Here is a 23,146-nt window from a genome sequence, read left to right as displayed (position 1 = left end):
TCTCGGGGGCGGACCCTGATGTCTTCCGTCGTGCACCGTGTGACCATCGATGGCATGCCGACCGCCGCCCCCGCCACCGAGGATCCCCAGCCGCTGCGCAAGCTCTACCGCAGCGGCGAGGGCCGTTGGCTCGGGGGAGTCGCGCGCGGGCTCGCGGGCCATCTCGGGCTGCCGGTGATCTGGGTGCGCCTCGTCTTCGTCGGCCTGTTCCTCGCCGACGGCCTGGGCGCGCTCCTGTACGCCGCGTTCTGGTTCTTCGTCCCGCTCGGCGTCGGGGGTGTCGGGGGTGTCGGGAGTGTCGGAGGTGTCGGCGCGGCGGGCGTGGGCGGGGCGGCCGAGCGGCAGCACGCCGTGACGACGGAGGTCGGTCCCGACGGCCGCCGCAAGCTCGTCGTACGCAAGGTCGACAGGGGCCAGTTGATCGCGCTGCTCGCCATGGTCGTCGTCGCGATGGTCTTCGTCAGCACTGTCGACGTGAGTGGCCCCGGCAAGGTCTATCTCTGGCCGGTGCTCCTCGTGGCCGCGGGTGTGGCCCTGGTCTGGCGGCAGGCGGACAACGCCCGCAGGGCCCGCTGGATGGAGGTCGGCCGCCGCAGACGCACGCTGAACCTGGCCCGCACCGCCGCCGGTGTCGTCCTCGTCGGCACCGGCGTCACCGGCATCTTCGTCCTGCAGGGCTCCCTCCAGAACCTCGGCGCCGTGCTGCAGGCGGCCCTCGCCGTCCTGGTGGGTATCGCCCTGCTCGCGGGCCCTTACCTCGTCCGTATGACACAGGACCTTTCCGAGGAACGCCTGATGCGCATCCGGGCCCAGGAGCGCGCCGAAGTCGCCGCGCACGTGCACGACTCGGTGCTGCACACCCTGACCCTGATCCAGCGCAACGCGGAGAGCCCCGGCGAGGTCCGCAGGCTGGCCCGCGCCCAGGAGCGCGACTTGCGCACCTGGCTGTACAAACCCAGCGGCAAGGACGACGAGAACGAGCCGGAGAACCTCGCCGACGCGGTGCGCAGGGCGGCCGCCGAGGTGGAGGACAAGTACGGCGTCCCCATCGAGGTGGTCGTCGTCGGCGACTGCGAGCTGGACGAGAAGCTCTCCGCCCAACTGCAGGCCGCGCGGGAAGCGATGGTCAACGCCGCCAAGTACGGTGGCGAGGGCGGCGCCGTCCAGGTCTTCGCGGAGGTCGAGGGACGGACGGTCTTCGTGTCGGTGCGCGACCGCGGCCCGGGATTCGACCTGGACGCGGTGCCCGCGGACCGCATGGGCGTACGGGAGTCGATCATCGGCCGCATGCAGCGCAACGGCGGTACGGCCCGGCTGCGTACGGTGCCTGGCGGGGGCACGGAAGTCGAGTTGGAGATGGAGAGGGCGACCACGGCATGAGTGACGCGACCGAACAGACTCAGGGCGAGCCCGAGCGTGAGCCCGGCGCGCGCCGGGTGAAGGTCGTCCTGGTCGACGACCACCGGATGTTCCGCGCGGGAGTCCAGGCGGAGATCGGCCGTACGGAGACCACGGGCGTCGAAGTCGTCGGCGAGGCAGCCGACGTGGAGCAGGCCGTCACCGTGATCACGGCCACCCGCCCCGAGGTCGTGCTGCTCGACGTCCATCTGCCGGGTGGCGGCGGCGTCGAGGTGCTGCGGCGCTGCGCCCCGCTCATGGCGGACCCGGAGAACCCGGTGCGCTTCCTCGCCCTCTCGGTCTCCGACGCCGCCGAGGACGTCATCGGCGTGATCCGCGGCGGCGCGCGTGGATACGTGACGAAGACGATCACCGGTACCGACCTGGTCGACTCCATCTTCCGTGTGCAGGAAGGCGATGCGGTGTTCTCGCCGCGCCTGGCCGGCTTCGTCCTGGACGCCTTCGCGTCCACGGACTCCCCGCCGGTCGACGAGGACCTGGACCGCCTCACCCAGCGCGAGCGCGAGGTGCTGCGCCTGATCGCCCGCGGGTACGCGTACAAGGAGATCGCCAAGCAGCTGTTCATCTCCGTGAAGACGGTCGAGTCCCATGTCTCGGCCGTACTGCGGAAGTTGCAGCTGTCCAACCGGCACGAGCTGACGCGGTGGGCCACGGCGAGGCGGCTGGTCTGAGGGCTGCGGCCCCAGGCGTTCGGGGCCTCGGGGGAAGGATTACCGAGACCGTCCGAGCCGCGACATGACCCACTGCCGGTGCCCGAACGCCTTGCGGATGCCCAGGAGTCCGGTCACCCAGATGATCACCCCGCCGCCCATGCCCAGGAGCACCTGGAACACCGCGTCCGCACCGGACGCGGTGGCGGCCGAGGCGTAGGAACTCAGGATTCCGAGCCCGCACAGCAGGAACGACAGCAGCATCCAGGTCAGGCTGAGCCCGGGGGAGCGGAGGCGGTTGTCGGCCGCCGGGTCGGAGTCCAACGCCAGCCACGCGTCGGTGAGTTGCCGTATGCGCCGTTGTCTTCGGAACCACAGGACCGTGACGACCACGGCCGGAGCCATGATGGCGAGGCCCACGACCGCGACGAGCAGGGCGAACAGCACGTCGAGCGGGAAGCCCCCTGAAGTGGATGCCATCTGCACGGCGCCCGCGACCCCCGACCAGCCGCACAGCGCCAGCAGCGCCATGAGCCACAGCACGCCGAGCTGAGCCAGGCCGAGGCCGCGGCGGTGCAGGACCGTCAACGCACCGGCTCTGTCGGAGAGCAGCGAGCCGCGGTCCGGCCACGTGCGCAGATGCGGTGGCGGAGGAGGTGGAGGAAGGGGAACGCGGGACATGCGGGCGAACGTACCGCACAGGTGTTCCCGCTCGCCCGGCCTGTGGATAACTCCGCCCGCGGGCCTGTGGACAGCTTCGGAGAACGTCGGCGGTGCCCCCTAGCATGGCTGACCATGAACACCTCCTCCGGCGCTCCCGCCAGGCCCCGCCCCCAGCTCGCCCTCGTCTGGCCGACCGAGGAGGAGGCTCAACTCCGGCTCGGAATACACCGGTTGATAGGCGACGTCACCGCGGACGGCGGCGCCATCGGCTATCTCGCCCCGCCGCCGCGGGACGAGACGGACGCCTGGCTGGGCGCCGTGCTCGCCGATGTGCGGGCCGGCGACGCGGCGTTCGCGGTGGCCACGGTCGACGGCAGGGTCGCGGGCTGCGGCCTCTGGCAGCGCCGGGGCGCTGTCGCGACGTACCGACACAGCGGTGAGCTGCGGCAGTTGATGACGCATCCGGCGGCGCGCGGGCTCGGCCTCGGCCAGCGGCTGGTCTCCGGCCTGGTGGAACACGCGCGTACGGCAGGTCTGGAGCTGCTGACCCTCGGCGTGCGCGGGAACAACCAGTCGGCCATCGAGCTGTACTCCCGCCTCGGCTTCCGCGAGTGGGGCAGACTCCCGGGCGGTATCGCGGTGGGCGAGGAGCGGTTCGACGACGTGAAGATGTGGCTGCCGCTGGGCGACCTCAGGCCCGCCGAGCGGTAGCGGCGGGTGCGAGCGGATCGGGCTCAGGACACCCGCGTAGCCCCGGAGAACGGCATCGAGTCCACCGGGGCGAGCCGCACCGGAGCGTTCGGGTTGGGGGCGTGGATCATCTGCCCGCCTCCCACATAGAGGCCGACATGACTGATGCCGGAGTAGAAGAACACCAGGTCACCGGGGGCGAGTTCGGAGCGCGAGACGCGCTGCCCGGCATTGATCTGCGTGTACGTCGTCCGCGGCAGGGAGACGCCCGCCGAGCGGTACGCGGCCTGGGTGAGGCCGGAGCAGTCGAAGGAGTTCGGCCCGGACGCACCCCACACGTAGGGGCTGCCGATCGCGTCGTACGCGTACGAAACAGCTTGTGAAGCACGGGAGTTGGGGGCCTTGAGGGGGTCGCGGGGCAGGTCGCGGGAGGCGCGGGTGTCGCTGCTGCCGTGCAGGCCGTCGGTGAGCTGTTCGCGTTCGGCGGCGGTGAGCCGGTCGAGGAGGCGCTGGGCGGAGGCCAGCTTTCCGTTGATGTCCTTCTTGTGCTGGCGTAACTTCGCCCGGTGCTCGCCGAGTTCGTCGCTCCTGCGGCCGGCTTCGGCGCGCAGCCCGTCGAGTTCCCGCAGCTCGCCCCGGACGCGCCGCACCGCGGCTGCCTGTCGGCTGCCCGCGCGGTCGGCGAGCATCACCCGGTCCAGATAGTTGTCCGGGTCGGAGGCGAGCGCGAGCTGCATGGACGGGGCGATCGCGCCCGTGCGGTACTGCGCTGCGGCGGCCGAACCGAGCCCGGCGCGCGCGGAGTTGAGTCGATCGGTCCTGCGGGCGGCCTCGTCCTGCAGCTCGTCGACACGGTCCTCGGCGGCCTTGGCCCGCTCCTTGACGCCGTTGTACTTCTCGGTGGCGATCTCCGCCTCGTGGTAGAGCTTGTCGACCTTGGCCTTCACCTGAGCCGGGGTGAGCCCGGGCTCCGCGTTCCCGGTCCCTTCGAGCGCCGCACCGGACGCGGCCGAGGCGAGTGCCAGGGTGGCGGCGGTGCGGGCCGTATGGCCACTGATCGAGCGGTGCCTGGGTTTTCGGTGCTTGCGCTGCGCGGTCACGGATCCACTTCTTCCTTGCGCGTCCGGTCTTCCCGCGCGTCCGGCGGCGGCCCGCACAGGGGGAGCGGGCCACCGCCGGACTTCTCGGCGGGGGTGACCGGCATGCCGCCCTACGGGGCGGGAGCGGCGGTGGTGCGCCGGTCACCTGGCCAGGGACGCTAAACCTCAGCGTCACGGGGCGATGACGGAATGTACGCAACTGGCCGCAGAGAGTGGAGCATGACCGCAACTGACCGGCCGCACGCGCGCGTGGTGCCGGTTTTTGGTACCCCCGCGACCGTTGCGGCCGTCCGGCAGGACCTGCCTGCCGACTGCTGCTATGGCCCCGGTTAGGCTCCGCATCATGGACGTACTCATCAATGTGTTCGTCGCCCTGCACATCATCGGAATCGCCTCGCTCCTCGGCGGCTTCCTGACTCAGATGAAGGCGATGGGCGCGGGCACGGCACGCTTCACCCCCGCGATGCTGCACGGCGCGCTGACGATGCTGGTCACCGGCGTGGCCCTGGTCGGCCTCAACCAGGCCGACGACCAGACCGTGAACAACATCAAGATCGGCGTGAAGCTGGCGCTGCTGATCGTGATCCTCGGCCTCGTGTACGTGAAGCGCGACGAGGAGAAGGTGGAGAAGGGGATGTTCGTCACGGTAGGCGCGCTCACCACCGTGAACATCTTCATCGCGACGCTCTGGACCTGAGAGGTCTGGACTGGACCTGAGGGTTCCTGACCGGGCCCGAGAGGTCCGGACGGCATACGGCGAAGGGCCCGGACCGCGACGGCGGTCCGGGCCCTTCGGTTCAGCAGGGGCGGTCAGCGGCGGAGTCAGACGGGCCGCACCACGCTGTGGATAGGCATGTAGTAGATCGACTCCGTGCGCACGTTCGCCCCCGGCTTCGGCGCGTGGATCATCTTGCCGTCGCCGATGTAGATCCCGACGTGGCTGATGTCGTCGTAGAAGAACACCAGGTCACCGGGTTCGGCGTCGGCGGTCTTCACGGTCGTGCCGACCTCCACCTGGTCCCAGGTGGTGCGCGGCAACGAGATCCCCGCGGTCTTCCACGCGTCCTGCGTGAGCCCGGAGCAGTCGTACGAGTCGGGGCCGGTGGCGCCCCAGACGTACGGCTTGCCGATCTGCGCCTCCGCGAACGCGATGACCTTCTGCGCCTTGGCGGCGTACGAGGTGCCCGCGTCCGAGCCGGAACCGGAACCGGAACCGGACCCTGAGCCCGACCCCGAGCCCTGCTCCTCCTCCTGGCGGGCCTCCTCCTCGGCCTTGCGCCTGCGCTCCTCCTCGGCCTGCTTGCGGGCGAGTTCCTCGGCCTTGCGCTTGGCCTCGGCCTCCTTCTTCCGCTCGATCGCGGCCAGCCGCGCCTTCTCCTCGGCGGTCAGCTTCGACAGGAGCTCGCGCGCCTCGGAGAGCTTGGCCTGCACGGCCCGCTTGCTCTCCTTGAGGTCGGCCTGCGAATCGGTCAGCGACTCCAGGCTCTTCTGCGCCTTGCCGCGCTCGGCGGTGGCCTCGCGCTGCAGCGACTCGTAGTCGTCGACGGCCCGCTGCTGGCGGTCGCTGAGGCGGGACATGAGCTGACGCTGGTCGAACATCGACTGCGGATCGTCGGCGAGCAGCAGGTGCGCGGTCTCGGACATGCCGCCGTTGCGGTACTGGGCCGCGGCGAGTGAACCGAGCTCGCGGCGCGCTTCGTTGACCTTGTCGGTGCGCTCGGCGACCTGGTCGAGCAGCCCGTCGACCTCGCCGCGCTGCCGGTCGGTGCGCTCCTTGGCGGCGTTGTACTTCTGCGTGGCGACCCCGGCCTGCCGGTACAGGTCGTCGACCTTCTTCTGGACCTCTTCGAGCGAGGGTTTCGGCTCGGCCGGCGCGGCGCCCGCCGTCTGCGACAGCAGCGCGACGGAGGTGAGTGCGGCGGTGGTGATGCCGACGGCCTGGGACGTCCGTACGAGACCCGGCCTGGACCGCGGCTTGCGGTGCGACGCCAAAGGAGGCGCTCCTTCCGTCTGCCGCCTACCGGGTTAGCTGTCGGGTTCGGGCGGATGGTTCGGAAGGGCTGCCCTACGGTCTCGTACGTTGTGCTCTTGTACGGGACCGATTCACCCCAAATATCAAGGTGGGTCCCCGGCTCCGGCTGCCCGCGGGGGAGCGCACCGGACTCGGCGCAGGCCGCGCGCTCCCGACGTCTTCCGTCGGTGGGGGGACGTGCGGCCCGAAGGCAAAGTAGCCAACTCGTGTGTCAGCTGTGAAGGTTGGTGTTCGATATGCCCGATACATTTTCGTGACTTTCGCTCTGTGTGAGCGCCTGAACACGATGAGGCGGAGTGTGCGCGGCATTCCGGGCAGCCGCTCGCGCATCCGCTTTCGGGCGGGCTCCGGGAACCGGGGTCGGGGTGTCAGTGGGGCCGCCTAGACTCGGTAGGCGATGAGCAGCCTCTTTGACGACAGCTTCCTGGCGGACCTGCAGCCCAAGGATCACGGGCCTCCGCCGCCGCCCGAGGAGTCCGCTCCGGAGGAGATTCCGGACGACCTCTTCGGCGGCCGCTTCGACGCGCCCCCGCCCAGGGACGCGTACTACCGCGACGGCGCCCCCCGCCCCGCGGTCGATCCGGCGACCCTGCTCGAGGGGCTGAACGACAACCAGCGCGCGGCCGTCGTCCACTCCGGCTCCCCGCTGCTCATCGTCGCGGGCGCGGGCTCCGGCAAGACCCGCGTCCTCACGCACCGCATCGCGCACCTCCTCGCGGAGCGGGACGCCCACCCGGGCCAGATCCTCGCGATCACGTTCACGAACAAGGCCGCGGGCGAGATGAAGGAACGCGTCTCCGACCTGGTCGGCCCGCGGGCGAACGCGATGTGGGTGATGACCTTCCACAGCGCGTGCGTGCGGATACTGCGCCGCGAGTCGAAGCGCCTGGGCTTCACGTCCTCGTTCTCGATCTACGACGCCGCCGACTCCAAGCGCCTGATGGCGCTGTGCTGCCGGGACCTGGACCTCGACCCGAAGAAGTTCCCGCCGAAGTCCTTCAGCGCCAAGGTCTCCAACCTCAAGAACGAGCTCATCGACGAGGAGACCTTCGCCGGGCAGGCGGCTGACGGCTTCGAGAAGTCGCTGGCGCAGGCGTACACGATGTACCAGCAGCGCCTCCGCGAGGCCAACGCCCTGGACTTCGACGACCTGATCATGACGACGGTCCACCTGCTCCAGGCCTTCCCGGACGTCGCCGAGCACTACCGCCGCCGCTTCCGCCACGTCATGGTCGACGAGTACCAGGACACCAACCACGCCCAGTACGCCCTGGTGCGCGAGCTGGTGGGGAACGGCGAGCCGGTGGCCGACGGCGCCCCCGCCATCGAGCCCGCCGAGCTGTGCGTGGTGGGTGACGCGGACCAGTCGATCTACGCCTTCCGCGGCGCGACCATCCGCAACATCCTCCAGTTCGAGGAGGACTACCCGAACGCGACGACGATCCTCCTGGAGCAGAACTACCGCTCCACGCAGACGATCCTGAGCGCCGCCAACGCCGTCATCGAGCGCAACGAGAGCCGCCGCCCCAAGAACCTCTGGACCAACGCCGGCGAGGGCGCCCGCATCACGGGGTACGTCGCGGACACCGAGCACGACGAAGCACAGTTCGTCGCCGAGGAGATCGACCGCCTCACGGACGCGGGCGACGCGAAGGCCGGAGACGTCGCGGTCTTCTACCGTACGAACGCCCAGTCCCGCGTCTTTGAAGAGATCTTCATCCGCGTCGGCCTGCCCTACAAGGTCGTCGGCGGCGTCCGCTTCTACGAGCGCAAGGAGGTCAGGGACGTCCTGGCCTACCTCCGCGTCCTCGCCAACCCGGAGGACTCGGTTCCGCTGCGCCGTATCCTCAACGTCCCCAAGCGCGGCATCGGCGATCGCGCCGAGGCGATGATCGACGCGCTGTCGCTGCGCGAGAAGATCAGCTTCCCGCAGGCGCTGAAGCGGGTGGACGAGGCCTACGGAATGGCGGCTCGCTCCGCCAATGCCGTCCGGCGCTTCAACACGCTGATGGAGGAGCTCCGCACGATCGTGGAATCCGGCGCCGGTCCGGCCACTGTCCTGGAGGCCGTCCTCGAACGCACCGGATATCTCGCCGAGTTGCAGTCCTCGACCGACCCGCAGGACGAGACCCGCATCGAGAACCTCCAGGAACTTGCCGCCGTGGCCCTGGAGTTCGAGCAGGAGCGGGAGGAGGGCGAGCAGGGTACCCTCGCGGACTTCCTGGAGAAGGTCGCCCTCGTCGCCGACTCCGACCAGATCCCGGACGAGGACGACGGCTCCGGAGTCATCACGCTGATGACGCTGCACACCGCGAAGGGCCTCGAGTTCCCGGTGGTCTTCCTGACCGGCATGGAGGACGGCGTCTTCCCGCACATGCGCGCGCTCGGCCAGGTCAAGGAGCTGGAGGAGGAACGCCGCCTCGCGTACGTGGGCATCACGCGCGCCCGCGAACGCCTCTATCTGACGCGGTCCACGATGCGCTCCGCCTGGGGACAGCCCTCGTACAACCCGCCGTCCCGCTTCCTCGAGGAGATCCCCGAGCAGCACCTGGACTGGAAGCGCACCGGCCCCGCCGCGCCGCCGCCCTCGCGCGGCCCGGCCGGTTCAGTCGTCTCCTCGCTCTCGTCCTCCCGCTCCCGCGGCGGACCTTCGGGCTTCGCGACGCGGCGCACCGGCGGGGACAAGCCGGTCGTCTCGCTGTCGGCGGGGGACCGGGTCACGCACGACCAGTTCGGCCTCGGCACGGTCGTCGGCGTGGAGGGCGCGGGGGACAAGGCCCGCGCGACGATCGACTTCGGCGACCCGAAGCCGAAGGTGCTGCTGCTGAGATACGCGCCGGTCGAGAAGCTCTGACGGTTCGGTTCGCGTGGTCTGATTCCGGGCCGGTTCTGATCGGCCGTCCCGGAATCTCCGTAACAGGCGGGAGGACGGGGAGGGGCGGCCGAGCGGGGTTGGTGTTCGGAGCCCCCGGCCGGGATCAGGTCGGGTCGAGGCCGTGGCTGCGCAGCCACGGCAGCGGGTCGATCGCCGAGCCGCCACCGGGGCGCACCTCGAAGTGCAGGTGCGGGCCGGTGGAGTTACCGGAGTTGCCGGAGTATGCGATGGTGTCACCGGCCTTCACGGAACCGCTGCGGATCTTCGTACTGGAGAGGTGGCAGTACCAGAGCTCCGTGCCGTCGGCGGTCGTCACGATCGCCATGTTCCCGTACGCGGGATTCCACTGCGTCCGCACGGTGCCGTCCGCCGCGGCCAGGACGGGAGTGCCGTACGAGACCGGGAAGTCGATGCCCGAGTGGGTGGACATCCAGTTGATGCCGGACTGTCCGTAGAACGCGCTCAGCCCGTGCTGCTTAACCGGCAGCGCGAACTTCGGCCGCATCGCCTCCTTGCGCGCGGCCTCGGCGGCCTTCCGCTTGCGCTCGGCCTCCTGGCGCTCCTTGAGGTCGATGCGTTCCTGCGTCCGGCTGGCTCGGTCGGCGAAGTCGTCGGCGTCCGCGGAGAGATTGGCGAGCTGGGTGTCCAGCTTGCTGTTGGCCGTGGACGGTTTGACCGTGCTGGGGTCGGGCGCGGCCTGGGTCTGCGTGTCGGCCTGCTCGTCGCTCATGCCGCCGGCCACGGACGCGGCGGCGACGCCCGCGACACCGAGCGCGCACACCGACGGCACGGCGACCGTCAGCAGAGCGGAACGCTTGGCGGGGGCACGGCGGCGACTCCGGCTGCGGGGCGTGGGGCCGACCGGCGTGCCCGGGGCGATCGGGGCGGCGAACGGTGCGTCGGCGGCATCGGCCGCGTCCGCCGCGTCGACCTGGCCCGGCAGGGACACGCCGTCACCGGGCTCCGCGGGCCTGCTGAACTCGATCGGGCTGAACTCGCCCTCGGCGCCGTGCTGTTCGGCCGCGCCGTGCTCGCCCGGAACGGGCTGCTCGATGTGCGCGACGTGCTCGACGTGCTCGAACATCGAGGTGTCGAAGGTCTGGGCCTCGAAGCTCTGGGGCTCGAAGGCCTGTGTGTCGAAGGCATGGGGCTCGAACGCCTGGGTCTCGAAGCCCTGACCGGCGAAGGCTTGCGTGTCGAAGGCCTGGGGCTCGAGGTGCTGGCCTTCGAGGCTCTGCGGATCGAGGCCGTGCGTCTCGAAGGCGAGCGGGTCGAAGACGGGGGCGGCCTGGGTCTCGAATCCTGTGCTGCCCGCGTCGAACGTTCCGTAGGCGTCATAGCCGTCGGCGGACGTGGCGGGAGCGGAAGGTGCGGAGGGCACGGCTCCGTCGACGTTCCACGCGGTGGCGTCGTACGCGCCCGTCTCCAGGAACGACTGGCCGTGCTCCATACCGGTGGGCTGCTCGGTCGGCTGCCCGAGGTTCGGGGTCTGCCACTGTCCCGTGGCGTCCCACTGCTCGGCGGTCTGCGGGCCGGGCTGTGCGGGGATGTCGGCGAGTGGCTGGTACCCGCCCGTCGCCCACATGGCGGTCGTGTCGTAGCTGCCGGACGCGTAACTGCCCGCATCCTGCGGGGTGTTGGCGTACGGGTCGTAGACCGCCTGGCCACCCGGCGCCCACTGGCCGTTGTCCCACTGACCGCTCTGTCCGGCGTCGTACGCGCCGGTCTCACCCGGCATCGCGCCGAACAGCGGGTCGGCGTCGAAAGAGGTGGTGTCGAAGGCACCGGTGGTGTAGCCGTCGTAACCGGCGGCATAGCCGTGCTGGTCGTTCACCAACTTCTCTTTCGCCTCGACAGCAGGGGGCAGAGCAGTGCGGTGACTGTACCCGGCGGTACGCGACGGCGACAATCTTCCAGAGGTTTCCCGCCTTCCAGAAACGGGCAATCGGCCGCCTTTCGGCGGACTGTGGGCGGAGCTTTGGCGCTGCGTTCGAGTGTCGTTCGACTATCGGATGCCCAGATGTCGTTCTGGAGGCGGCGGCAGAACCGGTCGGCGGCCGTCGGCGGTGGGATCAGGCCACGACTGCGGCTGGGCCCGTGGCCGACGTGATGGCCTCCTCCGCGTCGATGGCTTGCCGGATGGCGGCGGCGACCGCCGGATGAACCGGCAGGGCGAGATGCCCGATTCCGGTCACCTGAATGTTGTGCGCAAGGAGATCGGGGTGGTCGACGCAGGCCGTCTGCGGTGGGGACATCACCGTGTCGAGGTCGCTCCAGAAACAGACGAACCGGGTCCTGCAGCGCGGAGCGGGCTCCCTCAACTCCTCGATCACATCGGAGCCGGGCCGCATCTGGCGCACGATCGGGTGCGCGCTCATCAACGGCACGACACGGGTGCCGCCGTGCGGCGAGCCGAGCGTGACCAACGTACGCACTCGGATGTCACCGCCGAGCCGCTGCACGTAATAGCGGGCTATCAGTCCGCCCAGGCTGTGCCCGACGATGTCCACGACGGGCTGCCCGGTGCGTGCGCAGATCTCCTCCACATGCCGGCCGAGGCGTTCCGCCGCACCGCGGATGTCACACGTCAGCGGTGAGTAGTTGAGCGACGTGAGGTGCTGTCGGCCCTCCTTCGCCAGGGCCCGGCGCAGCAGCACGAAGACCGAACGGTTGTCGATGAAGCCGTGCAGCAGCACCACGGGCCGCTCGGCCGTGGCACTCGGCAACCGGACGGGCTGCATCCGCTCTCGCCGCGCCTGTTCCCGGGAGGCCTGCTCCTGCCGGATGCCCGAGGGGTAGAGGAAGAGATGTCCGGCCAGGATGGCCAGCTCCAGCGCCGAGGCCTTCAACAGCGCGGTGGACAACCGCAGATGCTGTCCGGGAGGAAGCAGTCCCGGGCGGCGCAGGCAGGACTCGAGTGTCGACATCAGTACGGGCAGTACCTTCACGGCCGACCTCCCGAACCGCACGCGGGAGTCGGCTCTGTGCCCCCGTGTGCCCGCTGTGGTTGCCGTGTCGGATGCTACGGAGTCGCGTGGCTGCGGCTCCGGCGGCGACCGTTTCTTTGTCAGCTCGGGTTTCTCAGACAGCTCCGGCTCGAAGCGAGCCGCCGCCGCCTTCTCGCTGACATCCGGCCGACGCACCGCACCACCGTGCCGTGCGGCTGACGGCGCGGTGATGCAGCGTTCTCCTGACGGCTCCCCATGCGCGCGACCCGGGCGCGGCGTCCTGCAGCCGTCCCCGTGTGCACGCCCGGCGAACGTGTCTCACCATGTGATTTCCCCCTCCCTCCACACCGCGAAACTGCCGCGTACGGGATCCTGGAGATAACGTTCGTTCACATCGTTCCTCTACTGGTTCACCTTTCGCGAGACGTCTCGGGGCTGGTGGCGGATTCCTGAGGGGCTACTCGGTACATGGAGGCAGTGATGGGTGTGGCAGCCGGTCCGATCCGCGTGGTGGTCGCCAAGCCGGGGCTCGACGGGCACGATCGCGGGGCCAAGGTGATCGCGCGGGCACTGCGCGACGGCGGTATGGAGGTCATCTACACCGGTCTGCACCAGACGCCGGAGCAGATCGTGGACACCGCCATCCAGGAGGACGCCGACGCGATCGGCCTGTCGATCCTCTCGGGCGCCCACAACACCCTGTTCGCGAAGGTGATCCAGCTCCTGAAGGAGCGCGACGCGGAGGACATCAAGGTCTTCGGCGGCGGCATCATCCCGGAGGACGACATTGCTCCCCTCAAGGAGCTGGGCGTCGCGGAGATCTTCACGCCGGGTGCGACGACGACATCGATCGTGGACTGGGTCCGGGCGAACGTCACACAGACTGCCGGGGCTTGAGGCGGGGCATGAGGGAGGGCCTCGAGGAGGGGCCTGACGCGGGCTGGCGAGGGGTTGGCGCGGCGGCCCGGGCTGAGCCTGCCTGCCTGCCCACGTCTCGCGTGCCCTCGTGCCCGGCGCCAGGTGCGCCTCACGCCTCCATGTCCGCCGCCCCGGGTGGGGCCAGTTCCGCGATCATCGCCGCGCGCAGTCTCAGCGTGCCGACGAGCCGCTGGAACGCCTCCGCCCAGTAGCCCACCGCTCCGGGCGCGCCGTCCTCCGGTTCGTCGGATATCGCGGTGAGGGACTCCAGGCGGCTGGTCTCGGTGGGGTCGAGGCAGCGCTCGGCCAGTCCCATCACTCCGCTGAAGCTCCACGGGTAACTGCCCGCGTCCCGCGCGATGTTGAGGGCGTCGACGACAGCTCTGCCCAGCGTGCCCGACCAGGGCAGGGTGCATACGCCGAGCAGTTGGAACGCCTCCGACAGGCCGTGGGCGTCGATGAACCCGGCGACCCAGCCGGCCCGCTCGGCGGCCGGGAGCACGGCCAGGAGTTTGGCCCGCTCGGCGAGTGACACCGCGCCGGGACCGCCCGCTTCCGGCGCGGACGGGACGCCGAGCAGCGCCCGCGCCCAGACGGCGTCCCGTTGGCGTACGGCCGCACGGCACCACGCGGCGTGCAGTTCCGGGCGCCAGTCGTCCTGCACGGAAAGGGCCGTAATCTCCTCGGGGCTGCGCCCGCCCAGGCGGGACGGCCAGGTGGCGAGGGGCGTCGCTTCCACCAACTGCCCCAGCCACCAGGCGCGTTGCCCTCTGCCGGACGGTGCCTGGGACACGACTCCGTCCCGTTCCATCGCTGCGTCGCAGGCGTGCGGCGCCTCGACCGTGATGCCGCTGCGTGTCTGGTCCATGGCCACGCAGGATGACGCGCGGTCCGCCATCCTGGCCGCGAGGGCTGAGTTCGGCAGCGCCGACAGCAGCTCGGCGGCGGTGGCCCGGACATTCCGGCTGCGGTCGGACAGGGCGCGCTCCAGGAACGACTCGTCGCCGTCGGACAGCCCTGCGCGCAGCGAGTCGAGGAACATCAGGCGGTCCTCGGCCCGCTCGGCGGACCAGGTGGCGGCGAGCAGCTCGCGGGCGGCCTCGGCGTCGTCGGCACGCACCGCGGCGAGCAACGCGACCCGCTCCGCGAACAGGCCTTCCTCCCACAGCCGTTGGACCGCATCGATGTCCTTGGCGCGCGGCAGCGCGTTGCCTCCCGGCGACGTACGCAGCGCGAACTTCCAGTCGGGGTTGAGGCGGGCCAGCCACAGCGCCCGTGGACCGGCGAAGCGCAGGGCCTGCGGCCGCAGGTCGGTCCGGCCTCGGGCCGCGTCGAGCAGGGCGGGCAGCAACTCGGCGGGCGCGGCGTACCCGTGGTCGTTGGCCGCCGCCAGCCACTGCGGCAGCAGCTCCGTCAGGTCGGGGGCTGTGCTGCGTCGGCCGCCCCCGGAGCCCGGCCGGTCGGCCAGGAGTAGCGCGAGGCGGCGCCGGGCGGCTGCCGGCAGGGGTGGCCTCGTCTCGGGTGCCGCTTGCTCGGGCAGCTCGGCGGCGTCCGCAGGCCGCAGCCCGGCACGGCGGCGCACGGTTTCCACGGCCGCCGCGTCGAGCAGCGCGGCGGGCAGGTCCGTTCCGGGCGGCACGGCCACGGGTGGCCTGCGCCGGTCGGTGCCGAGCAGGGCGGAGGTGACGAGTTCTTCCCAGGTGGCGACGGGGGAGGGCTGGGCAATCGCCGTTGTGCCGGGGAAGGGCTCGGCACTCCCTGTTGTGGCGGGGTGGGACTCGGAGCCTCCTGCTGTGCCGGGGTCGGGCCCGGAGCCCCCAGTTGCCCCGGGGTGGGGCTCGGTGGTGATCGGTCCGGTCGCGTTCATGCGGTTCTCCAGAGCGTCGAGTCTGCGGAGGGTGGGAGCCGTCGAGAGGTGCTGAGAGACGCCGAAGGTGCACGTGCACGGGTGGCCGCGGGGCGGCCGGACGCAGCGCAGCACAGCCTCAGCTCAGCGATATCGCCTCGGCGCCGGGCTCCGCGGGCCAGGCCGTGAGAGGGGTGAAGCCGCCGTGCCCGCACTCGCCGAACACGGTCACCGGCGCCCCGCCCGAGATTGCGACTAGCTTCCACAGGCCCGGACGGGATACGGCCTTGCCCGCGACAGGAAGAGCGAACTTGCCGTCCGCATCGGCAAGTTGCCACCCGCCCGCGCCCCCGACCTCTTCCTGGACGGGTACGACGTCCCTCAGGGTGACGGGCCACGACTCCAGCCACGGGTCGTCGCGCAACGCGATGCCGTACGCCGCCGTAGCATCGGCGACGTCCAGGGTCGTGGGGCGAAGCGGGCGCGGCTCCGGAACGGCGAACCGTTCACCGAGCGCCGCCCGCAGTTGGCCCGCCCCCGGATAGGAGGACAACTCCGCGTCCAGCACGAGACCTACCGGAAGGGTGAGCTCCGGTGCCCGCCCGGCAGCCCCGAAGGACAGCAGCAGTGCCGTGCGCCCCGACTCTTCTCCGTACAACCAGATGCGCCGTGTGGTCAGCTTGCCGTCGGCCGAGTCGTACTGGGCCAGGACCAGCCACTGATCCCGAACCGGCGGGCCCTCGGCCGAGACGGGCAGGCCGAGCCTGGTGCGCACGGTGGCGGCCAGTGGCCCGGGCAGCTGCTCGCGTCGCAGCCAAGCCTGGTCGAGCAGGTGGAGCAGGGCGCACTCCTCGAGCAACCGCACCGGCCAACCGGCGCCCGAACCCGGGATCGATCCCAATTCCTGTACGCGCGAGGCGAGTCCCGGCACCTGCGCGTCCACCATGCGGCGGGCCGTCTCCTCCCACATCCCGTACCCGGCCGACTCCGCACCGGCGAGTCCGCCGCGCAGCAGATCGGTCAGGCGTTGCTCCAGCTCGGTCGCCCCCGCCGTCGCCCTCTCCGCCCGCCGCTCGGCTCTGCGGCGCGCCCCCTCCGCCTCACCGCCCCTACCTGCGACCGGAGTTGACTCGCCTTGCTCGGCCGCTCGCTTACGCCGGTCGGCCAGCCATTGCTCCGCCCACTCCGGCGGCCGGGCTTCCGGAACTGTGCCGTCCGCGCCGTCCGGTCCGGCCCAGAGCAGCAGCAGGCCGAGTGCGTGCTTGCACGGAAACTTCCTGCTCGGGCAACTGCACTTGTACGCAGGGCCCGTGGTGTCCACGACCGTTTGGTACGGCTTGCTGCCGCTTCCCTTGCACAGCCCCCATACCGCCCCCTCGCTCGAATTCCCCGCCTCGGACCACGGCCCGGCCGCGCCGAGCTTGCTTCCCGCTTTGCGTGACGCGGCGTCAGGAGCCAGTGCGAGCACCTGATCAGCCGTCCAGCGCACCCCCTGCTGATTCATGTCCTCGACGTTAGAGGCCGCCACTGACAATCGGCCCTGACCTGCGACGACGGTCGATTGTCAGTGGCGTGGTGCACGGTGGAGACCACAACCGGCGATCAACTCGGGCCGAGGCCCGCCGATCCGTCGAGGTGCTCAGTCCTGCGCATTTGGAGGGGGATCCATGACTGTGTCCGTCAACACCGCCGTGAACGGCTCGAAGGACGACGCGGACGCGCTGCGAACGGGTGGTGCGGAGGCGCTGCGTCCGCATGCCGAGGACGCGTTCGCGGACGAGTTGAAGGCGCTGGCGGCGGCCGACGACCGTCCGCGGCCGGCGCGTTGGCGCCTCTCGCCGTGGGCCGTGGCCACGTACCTGCTGGGCGGAACGCTGCCGGACGGCACGGTGATCACACCGAAGTACGTAGGCCCGCGGCGCCTCGTCGAGGTCGCCGTGACCACACTGGCCACGGACCGGGCGCTTCTCCTCCTCGGCGTCCCCGGCACCGCGAAGACCTGGGTGTCCGAGCACTTGGCGGCGGCGGTGAGCGGTGACTCGACGCTGCTGGTGCAGGGCACGGCGGGCACGCCGGAAGAGGCGATCAGGTACGGCTGGAACTACGCGCAGCTGCTCGCCCATGGGCCGAGCCGGGACGCGCTCGTGCCGAGCCCCGTCATGCGGGCGATGGCCGAGGGGATGACGGCGCGGGTGGAGGAACTCACGCGCATCCCGGCGGACGTGCAGGACTCCCTGATCACGATCCTGTCCGAGAAGACTCTGCCGATAGCGGAGTTGGGGCAGGAGGTGCAGGCCGTACGCGGGTTCAACCTGATCGCGACGGCCAACGACCGGGACCGCGGGGTGAACGAGCTGTCGAGCGCGCTCCGCCGCCGCTTCAACACGGTCGTGCTGCCCCTGCCGGAGAGTGTGGACGCGGAGGTGGACATCGTCTCCCGCCGGGTCGACGAGCTCGGCCGCTCGCTCGACCTGCCCGCCGTTCCGGACGGCGTCGACGAGATCCGCCGTGTCGTCACGGTCTTCCGCGAGCTGCGCGACGGAGTCACGGCCGACGGGCGTACGAAAGTGAAGTCGCCCAGCGGCACCCTCTCCACCGCCGAGGCCATCTCGGTCGTGACCAACGGACTTGCCCTGTCGGCCCACTTCGGGGACGGGATTCTGCGGCCGGCCGACGTCGCCGCCGGGATTCTCGGGGCCGTCGTGCGGGATCCGGCCGCCGACCGGGTCGTCTGGCAGGAGTACCTGGAGGCGGTCGTCCGCGAGCGCGAGGGCTGGAAGGACTTCTACCGCGCGTGCCGGGAGGTGAGCGCGTGAACGGCTTCGCGGAAGCGGCGCCGGGCCCGCGCGCCCGGCCCATGGACAGGGGCGCCGCCTTGCACGGGGGTGAGGGCGGCGCCCCGCAGTACCGCGGGGGTGAACGGGCGGACGGCCCATGGGTGTTGGGCGTGCGCCATCACGGCCCCGGCTCGGCACGGGCCGTACGGGAGGCGCTGGACGCCTGCGCGCCGCGTGCCGTGCTCATCGAGGGACCGCCCGAGGCGGACGCACTCGTGGAGCTGGTCGGGGACGACGGGATGAGCCCGCCGGTGGCACTCCTGGCGCATGTCACGGACGACCCGGCCCGCTCGGCGTTCTGGCCGTTGGCCGAGTTCTCCCCGGAGTGGGTCGCGCTGCGCTGGGCCGTGGAGCGCGGCGTAGCCGTACGGTTCATCGACCTGCCGGCCGCCCACTCACTGGCGGAACCGCCCGCGGGCGAGGACCCGGAGGAGGAACCCGAACCGGCGATGGACGGGGAGGCGGACACGGGGCCAGGCCTGGCGTCAGGCACGGCGTCAGGCACGGCGTCGGGTACGGAACTCGGCGCCGAAGGCGGTGCGGATCCAGGCGTCGAGGGCGGTGCGGATCTGGGTGTCGAGGCGGGCCAGGGAAGCGGCTCCGGCGAGCAAGAGCTGCGGATCGATCCCCTCGCGGTCCTGGCCGAGACGGCCGGGTACGACGACCCGGAGCGCTGGTGGGAGGACGTCGTCGAGCACCGCGGTGCTGCCGATGACGCATTGGCACCGTTCGCCGCGCTCGCCGAGGCGATGGGTGCGCTGCGCGAGCGGTACGGCGACGGCGGGCACGCGCGCGATGCGGTACGGGAGGCGTACATGCGCCTGCAACTCCGCTCGGCGCGGAAGGAGTTCGGGGACGGCGTGGCGGTGGTGTGCGGCGCCTGGCATGTCCCCGCGCTCGCCGCCAAGGCCACCGTGACCGCCGACCGGGCCCTCCTGAAAGGGCTACCGAAGGCCAAGGTCGACATGACCTGGGTGCCCTGGACCCACCGCAGACTGTCCCGGGCGAGCGGCTACGGGGCGGGCATCGCCTCGCCGGGCTGGTACGCGCATCTGTTCCGTGCCCCGGACCGGCCCGTGGAGCGCTGGATGACCAAGGTCGCCGGGCTGCTCAGGGACGAGGACAGAGGAGTGTCGTCGGCGCACGTCATCGAGGCCGTACGACTCGCCGACACCCTGGCCGTGATGCGCGGCAGGCCCCTGCCCGGCCTGTCGGAGACCACCGACGCGGTCCGTGCCGTGATGTGCGACGGCTCGGACGTGCCGCTGGCCCTCGTGCACGACAAGCTCGTCGTCGGAGATGTGCTCGGCGAGGTGCCCGCGTCGGCGCCGGCCGTGCCGCTGCAGCGCGACCTGAGCGCGGCCCAGCGTCGGCTGCGCCTCAAACCCGAGGCGCTGGACCGCGAGCTGGACCTCGACCTGCGCAAGGAGACGGACGCCGCGCGCAGCCGACTCCTGCACCGCCTGCGGCTGTTGGGCATCGGCTGGGGCGAGCCTTCGGAGGCGGCGCGGGGCTCCACCGGCACGTTCCGGGAGAGCTGGCGGCTTCGCTGGGAGCCGGAGCTGGCGGTGCGAGTCGCCGAAGCGGGGGTCTGGGGGACCACGGTGCTCGCGGCCGCCACCGCGAAGGCGGAGTCGGAGGCGATCTCGGCCCCGGCGCTCGCCGACGTCACCGCGCTCGCCGAGCGCTGCCTCCTCGCCGGACTGCCGGACGCGCTCCCGACGGTGATGAAGGTGCTCGGCGACCGGGCCGCCCTGGACACGGACGTAGGGCACCTCGCCCAGGCCCTGCCCGCCCTGGTCCGCTCGCTCCGGTACGGCGACGTACGCGGCACGGACACCAGTGCGCTCGCCGAGGTCGCCGCGGGCCTCGCCGAGCGGGTCTTCGTCGGGCTGCCGCCCGCCTGCGCAGGGCTCGACGCGGACGGCGGGGCGCAGATGCGAGGCCATGTCGACGCGGTGCACACGGCAGTCGGCCTCCTCACCGAGGCAGCACCGCCGGACACCGGTGCGCAAGGCACGCCTCCGGAGGAGGCCGCCCGCACGGCGAGGAACCGCACGACACCCATGCGCGGCCGTTGGCACTCCGTGCTCGGAGTGCTCGGAGGACGGGACTCCGTGCCGGGGGAGGTGCGGGGAAGAGCGGTCCGACTCCTGCTCGACGAGGGGGAGTCGGACCACGAGTCGGCGGCGCGGCTGATGGGCCTCGCCCTGTCGCCGGTGACGGCGCCGGCCGACGCGGCGGCGTGGATCGAGGGGTTCGTCGGCAGCGGCTCCGGAGGGACGGGCGGCGGCATGCTGCTCATCCACGACGACCGGTTGCTCGGCCTCCTCGACTCCTGGCTGACGTCTGTTCCCGACGAGGCGTTCACGGACGTACTGCCGCTGCTGCGCCGCACCTTCTCGGCGTACGAGGCAGGAGTGCGGCGCACGCTCGGGGAGCTGGTGCGGCGCGGGCCCGGAGACGCGGCCGGTGCGATCGCGGCCACGACCGGCATACGTGGCTTCGCGGCGGAGCCCGACCAGGACCGGGCCGACGCGGTGCTGCCGGTGCTGCATCTGCTCCTCGGCCACGAACCCGACACGGAGGTGAACGCATGACAACCACAGGCACCGCAGAAGCAGGCGGACCAGGGGCAGAAACAGAAGCAGAAACAGCAGCAGTAACAGAAGCAGAAGCAGCGGAACGCCTTCGGCGGTGGCGGCTGGTGCTCGGGGGAGACGCGGCCGACGGGACCGGATGTCAGCTGCGGGGGCAGGACGCGGCGATGGACGGAGCCCTCGGTTCGCTGTACGGAAAGGGCGACCGGGCGGGGAAGGGCCGGGACCGCGCGGCCGGGCTCGGGGCCTCGGCGCCGTCGGTGGCGCGCTGGCTCGGGGACATCCGGAAGTACTTCCCGTCCTCCGTGGTGCAGGTGATGCAGCGCGACGCCATCGACCGTCTCGGGCTGTCCGCGCTGCTGCTCGAACCGGAGATGCTGGAGGCCGTCGAGGCGGACGTACATCTGGTCGGCACGCTGCTCTCGCTCAGGCAGGCGATGCCGGAGACGACGAAGGAGACCGCGCGGGCCGTGGTGCGCAAGGTCGTCGAGGACCTGGAGAAGCGGCTCGCGTCCCGTACGCGCGCGACCCTGACCGGCGCGCTCGACCGCAGTGCGCGGATCAGCCGGCCCCGCCACCGGGACATCGACTGGAACCGCACCATCGCCGCCAACCTGAAGAACTACCTGCCGGAGTACGGGACGGTGGTGCCGGAACGCCTTGTCGGGTACGGGCGGGCTTCGCAGTCCGTGAAGAAGGAGGTGATCCTCTGTATCGACCAGTCCGGTTCGATGGCGGCGTCCGTCGTGTACGCCTCGGTGTTCGGCGCGGTCCTGGCGTCGATGCGGTCGATCGCGACGCGGCTCGTCGTCTTCGACACGGCGGTGGTCGACCTGACGGACCAACTGGACGACCCGGTGGATGTGTTGTTCGGCACCCAGCTCGGCGGGGGCACGGACATCAATCGAGCCCTGGCGTACTGCCAGTCGCAGATCACCCGGCCCGCGGACACGGTCGTGGTGCTGATCTCGGACCTGTACGAGGGCGGGATACGGAACGAGATGCTGAAGCGGGTCGCCGCGATGAAGGCGGCGGGCGTCCAGTTCGTGACGCTGCTCGCGCTCTCCGACGAGGGAGCGCCCGCGTACGACAGAGAGCACGCGGCGGCGCTCGCCGGGCTCGGGGCACCCGCGTTCGCCTGCACGCCCGACCTGTTCCCGGAGGTGATGGCGGCCGCGATCGAGAAGCGGCAACTGCCGATACCGGACACGGCCTGAACGCCAGGTGAAGGGTGGCCGAATCGGGCGGGAGTGGCCGCAGTTGGCTATATCGGATATGGCTGCCCATCAGTCACAGGGGACTTGCGCAACGCCTGCCGTCGCATGCAAGTATCGGGCGCCGCCTACTTGGAGGGCTCCCCGAACTTGACTGCAGCAGCCGCGCTTCCCGCCGCCGCCGAGCGCATGGTGCGCTCGGCGGGCGGTCGGCGTGCGCTGCGCGTGAGCCTGTTCGTGGGTGCGCTGTTCGCGCTCGGGTTGCTGTTCGGCGGCCGGGCGCAGGCGGCGGAGGCGATGGACACTCCGCAACGGCCGGACACCGTCACCACCTCCAACTCCACGGCCACCTCCACTCCCACCCCGGCTGCCTCCACTGCCACGGTGGACGCGGAGACTTCGCCGGTGGGACGGGGCACCTCGACCGTGGGCTCGGACACCGCGAGGGCGGACGCGGACGCAGACAAGCAGGCCACGGACGCGGTCAGTTCGCCGGACGGCGCGGCCACGGCCTCCGACTCGAAGCCCGCGCAGGGGCTCACGCACAAGCCTGCACCCAAGCCCGCCCTGAACCCCACCCTGCGGGACGCCGCCTCCACCGCCGCCTCCACCATCGCCGCGACAGCCACGGCGACAGCCACGGCGACAGCCACCGCGACGACGGACGCGGCAACCACCGCGGCAACCACCGCGGCAACCACCGCGACAGCCTCCGCCACGGCCACCCTCGTCCGGTCCCTCACGGCTGAGGTGGTCCGTGCCGTCGGGAATCCGCTCGGGGTGCTGGCCGAGGAGGCCGCGCGGAGGTTGCCCGAATCGCCGTTCCCCCGGCCGTCGTTGCCGGGGCCCGGGGACATCGGATCGGGCCGGGACGCCACGCAGCCCGTACTGGACGGCACCGCTCCGTCGGCGCGCGAGCACGGTCCGCGGGTCAGCGGCGAGAAGCGCAAGGCGCGGCAGGACTCCGCGTGCCAGCTGCGGGAGCGGCGCGTCGGCGCCTTCGCCATGGCCGGTCACCCTGCGCACGACTCCGTGGGCCGGGACGCGCGCCGGTCGCAGCCGCAGCTGCCGTACGACGGTCCGCAGGGCCCCGGCCCGTACGGAATCGCCGGGCAGTCGGCGAGCGACAGCGGTGCGCAGCGGCACGGCGAGCTGCACGCGGCGGCCGCGGCGGGTGAGCCGACGTTCGGGCTCACGGCCGGTGGGGGCGCCGCCGCGGCGTACTACCCGACGCGTGACAGGCACCGCGACATCCTCGAATTCCCGGGTTAGGGCAGGCCTTCCCCCGCCTTGGACCTGCCGCGCGGGGGCGGGACAGGTCTGCCCATCCAGGGAGCGCGCACTTCCCCTTGCG

The 23,146-nt window shown here is 71.5% G+C and carries 17 protein-coding genes and 1 riboswitch; of the genes, 10 read left to right on the top strand and 7 right to left on the bottom strand.

The window, feature by feature from the left end:
* Positions 1-54: 54 nt before the first annotated feature.
* A complete protein-coding gene (locus RCO28_RS17600) occupies positions 55-1,380 on the top strand; it encodes a PspC domain-containing protein (RefSeq protein WP_308942092.1) in 1,326 nt (441 codons plus the stop codon).
* Positions 1,377-2,090, top strand: coding sequence for a response regulator transcription factor (locus tag RCO28_RS17595; RefSeq protein WP_282535628.1), 714 nt, complete (start codon positions 1,377-1,379; stop codon positions 2,088-2,090). The genes RCO28_RS17600 and RCO28_RS17595 overlap by 4 nt, the downstream gene beginning before the upstream one ends.
* A gap of 39 nt (positions 2,091-2,129) precedes the next feature.
* Here RCO28_RS17595 and RCO28_RS17590 read toward each other — a convergent pair whose 3' ends face one another.
* The gene (locus RCO28_RS17590) at positions 2,130-2,750 is read right to left on the bottom strand and encodes a hypothetical protein (protein WP_308942091.1); all 621 of its coding nucleotides are present in this window, start codon (positions 2,748-2,750) and stop codon (positions 2,130-2,132) included.
* 114 nt (positions 2,751-2,864) lie between these two features.
* Between RCO28_RS17590 and RCO28_RS17585 the strand changes: the two genes are divergently transcribed.
* Complete coding sequence (locus RCO28_RS17585; RefSeq protein WP_308942090.1) at positions 2,865-3,443, top strand: GNAT family N-acetyltransferase; 579 nt, start codon at positions 2,865-2,867, stop codon at positions 3,441-3,443.
* 23 nt (positions 3,444-3,466) lie between these two features.
* Here RCO28_RS17585 and RCO28_RS17580 read toward each other — a convergent pair whose 3' ends face one another.
* Positions 3,467-4,522 (bottom strand): NlpC/P60 family protein, encoded by a 1,056-nt coding sequence (locus RCO28_RS17580; protein ID WP_308942089.1) that lies wholly within the window; start codon positions 4,520-4,522, stop codon positions 3,467-3,469.
* 343 nt (positions 4,523-4,865) lie between these two features.
* Here RCO28_RS17580 and RCO28_RS17575 point away from each other — a divergent pair, with 343 nt between their 5' ends.
* Positions 4,866-5,219, top strand: a complete 354-nt coding sequence (locus RCO28_RS17575; protein WP_308942088.1) for a hypothetical protein — start codon at positions 4,866-4,868, stop codon at positions 5,217-5,219.
* 125 nt (positions 5,220-5,344) lie between these two features.
* On the opposite strand, the gene RCO28_RS17570 is transcribed toward RCO28_RS17575, so the two are convergent.
* Entirely contained in the window at positions 5,345-6,514 is a 1,170-nt protein-coding gene (locus tag RCO28_RS17570; RefSeq protein WP_308942087.1) for an NlpC/P60 family protein, read from the bottom strand.
* Positions 6,515-6,520: 6 nt separating this feature from the next.
* Positions 6,521-6,701: riboswitch (cyclic di-AMP (ydaO/yuaA leader) on the bottom strand.
* Positions 6,702-6,951: 250 nt separating this feature from the next.
* Here RCO28_RS17570 and pcrA point away from each other — a divergent pair.
* On the top strand, positions 6,952-9,408 hold the full coding sequence (pcrA, locus tag RCO28_RS17565) for a DNA helicase PcrA (protein WP_308942086.1): 2,457 nt from the start codon (positions 6,952-6,954) through the stop codon (positions 9,406-9,408).
* Between the two features lie 124 nt (positions 9,409-9,532).
* Here pcrA and RCO28_RS17560 read toward each other — a convergent pair whose 3' ends face one another.
* Together RCO28_RS17560 and RCO28_RS17555 are read right to left on the bottom strand one after the other, a co-directional pair.
* Complete coding sequence (locus RCO28_RS17560) at positions 9,533-11,263, bottom strand: peptidoglycan DD-metalloendopeptidase family protein (protein ID WP_308942085.1); 1,731 nt, start codon at positions 11,261-11,263, stop codon at positions 9,533-9,535.
* Positions 11,264-11,501: 238 nt separating this feature from the next.
* A complete protein-coding gene (locus tag RCO28_RS17555) occupies positions 11,502-12,356 on the bottom strand; it encodes an alpha/beta fold hydrolase (RefSeq protein WP_308942084.1) in 855 nt (284 codons plus the stop codon).
* 501 nt (positions 12,357-12,857) lie between these two features.
* Here RCO28_RS17555 and RCO28_RS17550 point away from each other — a divergent pair.
* Complete coding sequence (locus tag RCO28_RS17550; protein WP_308942083.1) at positions 12,858-13,274, top strand: cobalamin B12-binding domain-containing protein; 417 nt, start codon at positions 12,858-12,860, stop codon at positions 13,272-13,274.
* Positions 13,275-13,404: 130 nt separating this feature from the next.
* Here the strand turns inward: RCO28_RS17550 and RCO28_RS17545 are convergent, their stop codons facing one another.
* Together RCO28_RS17545 and RCO28_RS17540 are read right to left on the bottom strand one after the other, a co-directional pair.
* The gene (locus RCO28_RS17545) at positions 13,405-15,162 is read right to left on the bottom strand and encodes a DUF5691 domain-containing protein (RefSeq protein WP_308942082.1); all 1,758 of its coding nucleotides are present in this window, start codon (positions 15,160-15,162) and stop codon (positions 13,405-13,407) included.
* 118 nt (positions 15,163-15,280) lie between these two features.
* On the bottom strand, positions 15,281-16,645 hold the full coding sequence (locus tag RCO28_RS17540; RefSeq protein ID WP_308942081.1) for an SWIM zinc finger family protein: 1,365 nt from the start codon (positions 16,643-16,645) through the stop codon (positions 15,281-15,283).
* Positions 16,646-16,808: 163 nt separating this feature from the next.
* Here RCO28_RS17540 and RCO28_RS17535 point away from each other — a divergent pair, with 163 nt between their 5' ends.
* From RCO28_RS17535 to RCO28_RS17520, 4 genes are all read left to right on the top strand, one after another.
* Entirely contained in the window at positions 16,809-17,957 is a 1,149-nt protein-coding gene (locus RCO28_RS17535) for an AAA family ATPase (protein WP_308942080.1), read from the top strand.
* A 41-nt stretch (positions 17,958-17,998) separates the two neighbouring features.
* Entirely contained in the window at positions 17,999-20,578 is a 2,580-nt protein-coding gene (locus RCO28_RS17530; RefSeq protein ID WP_308942267.1) for a DUF5682 family protein, read from the top strand.
* Positions 20,575-21,795, top strand: coding sequence for a VWA domain-containing protein (locus RCO28_RS17525; protein WP_308942079.1), 1,221 nt, complete (start codon positions 20,575-20,577; stop codon positions 21,793-21,795). The genes RCO28_RS17530 and RCO28_RS17525 overlap by 4 nt, the downstream gene beginning before the upstream one ends.
* Before the next feature lie 147 nt (positions 21,796-21,942).
* Positions 21,943-23,064, top strand: coding sequence for a hypothetical protein (locus RCO28_RS17520; protein ID WP_308942078.1), 1,122 nt, complete (start codon positions 21,943-21,945; stop codon positions 23,062-23,064).
* Positions 23,065-23,146 lie beyond the last annotated feature (82 nt).

This window comes from Streptomyces sp. LHD-70, from assembly GCF_031157275.1.
Taxonomy (GTDB): Bacteria; Actinomycetota; Actinomycetes; order Streptomycetales; family Streptomycetaceae; genus Streptomyces.
This window is presented reverse-complemented; position numbering and strand designations above follow the sequence as displayed.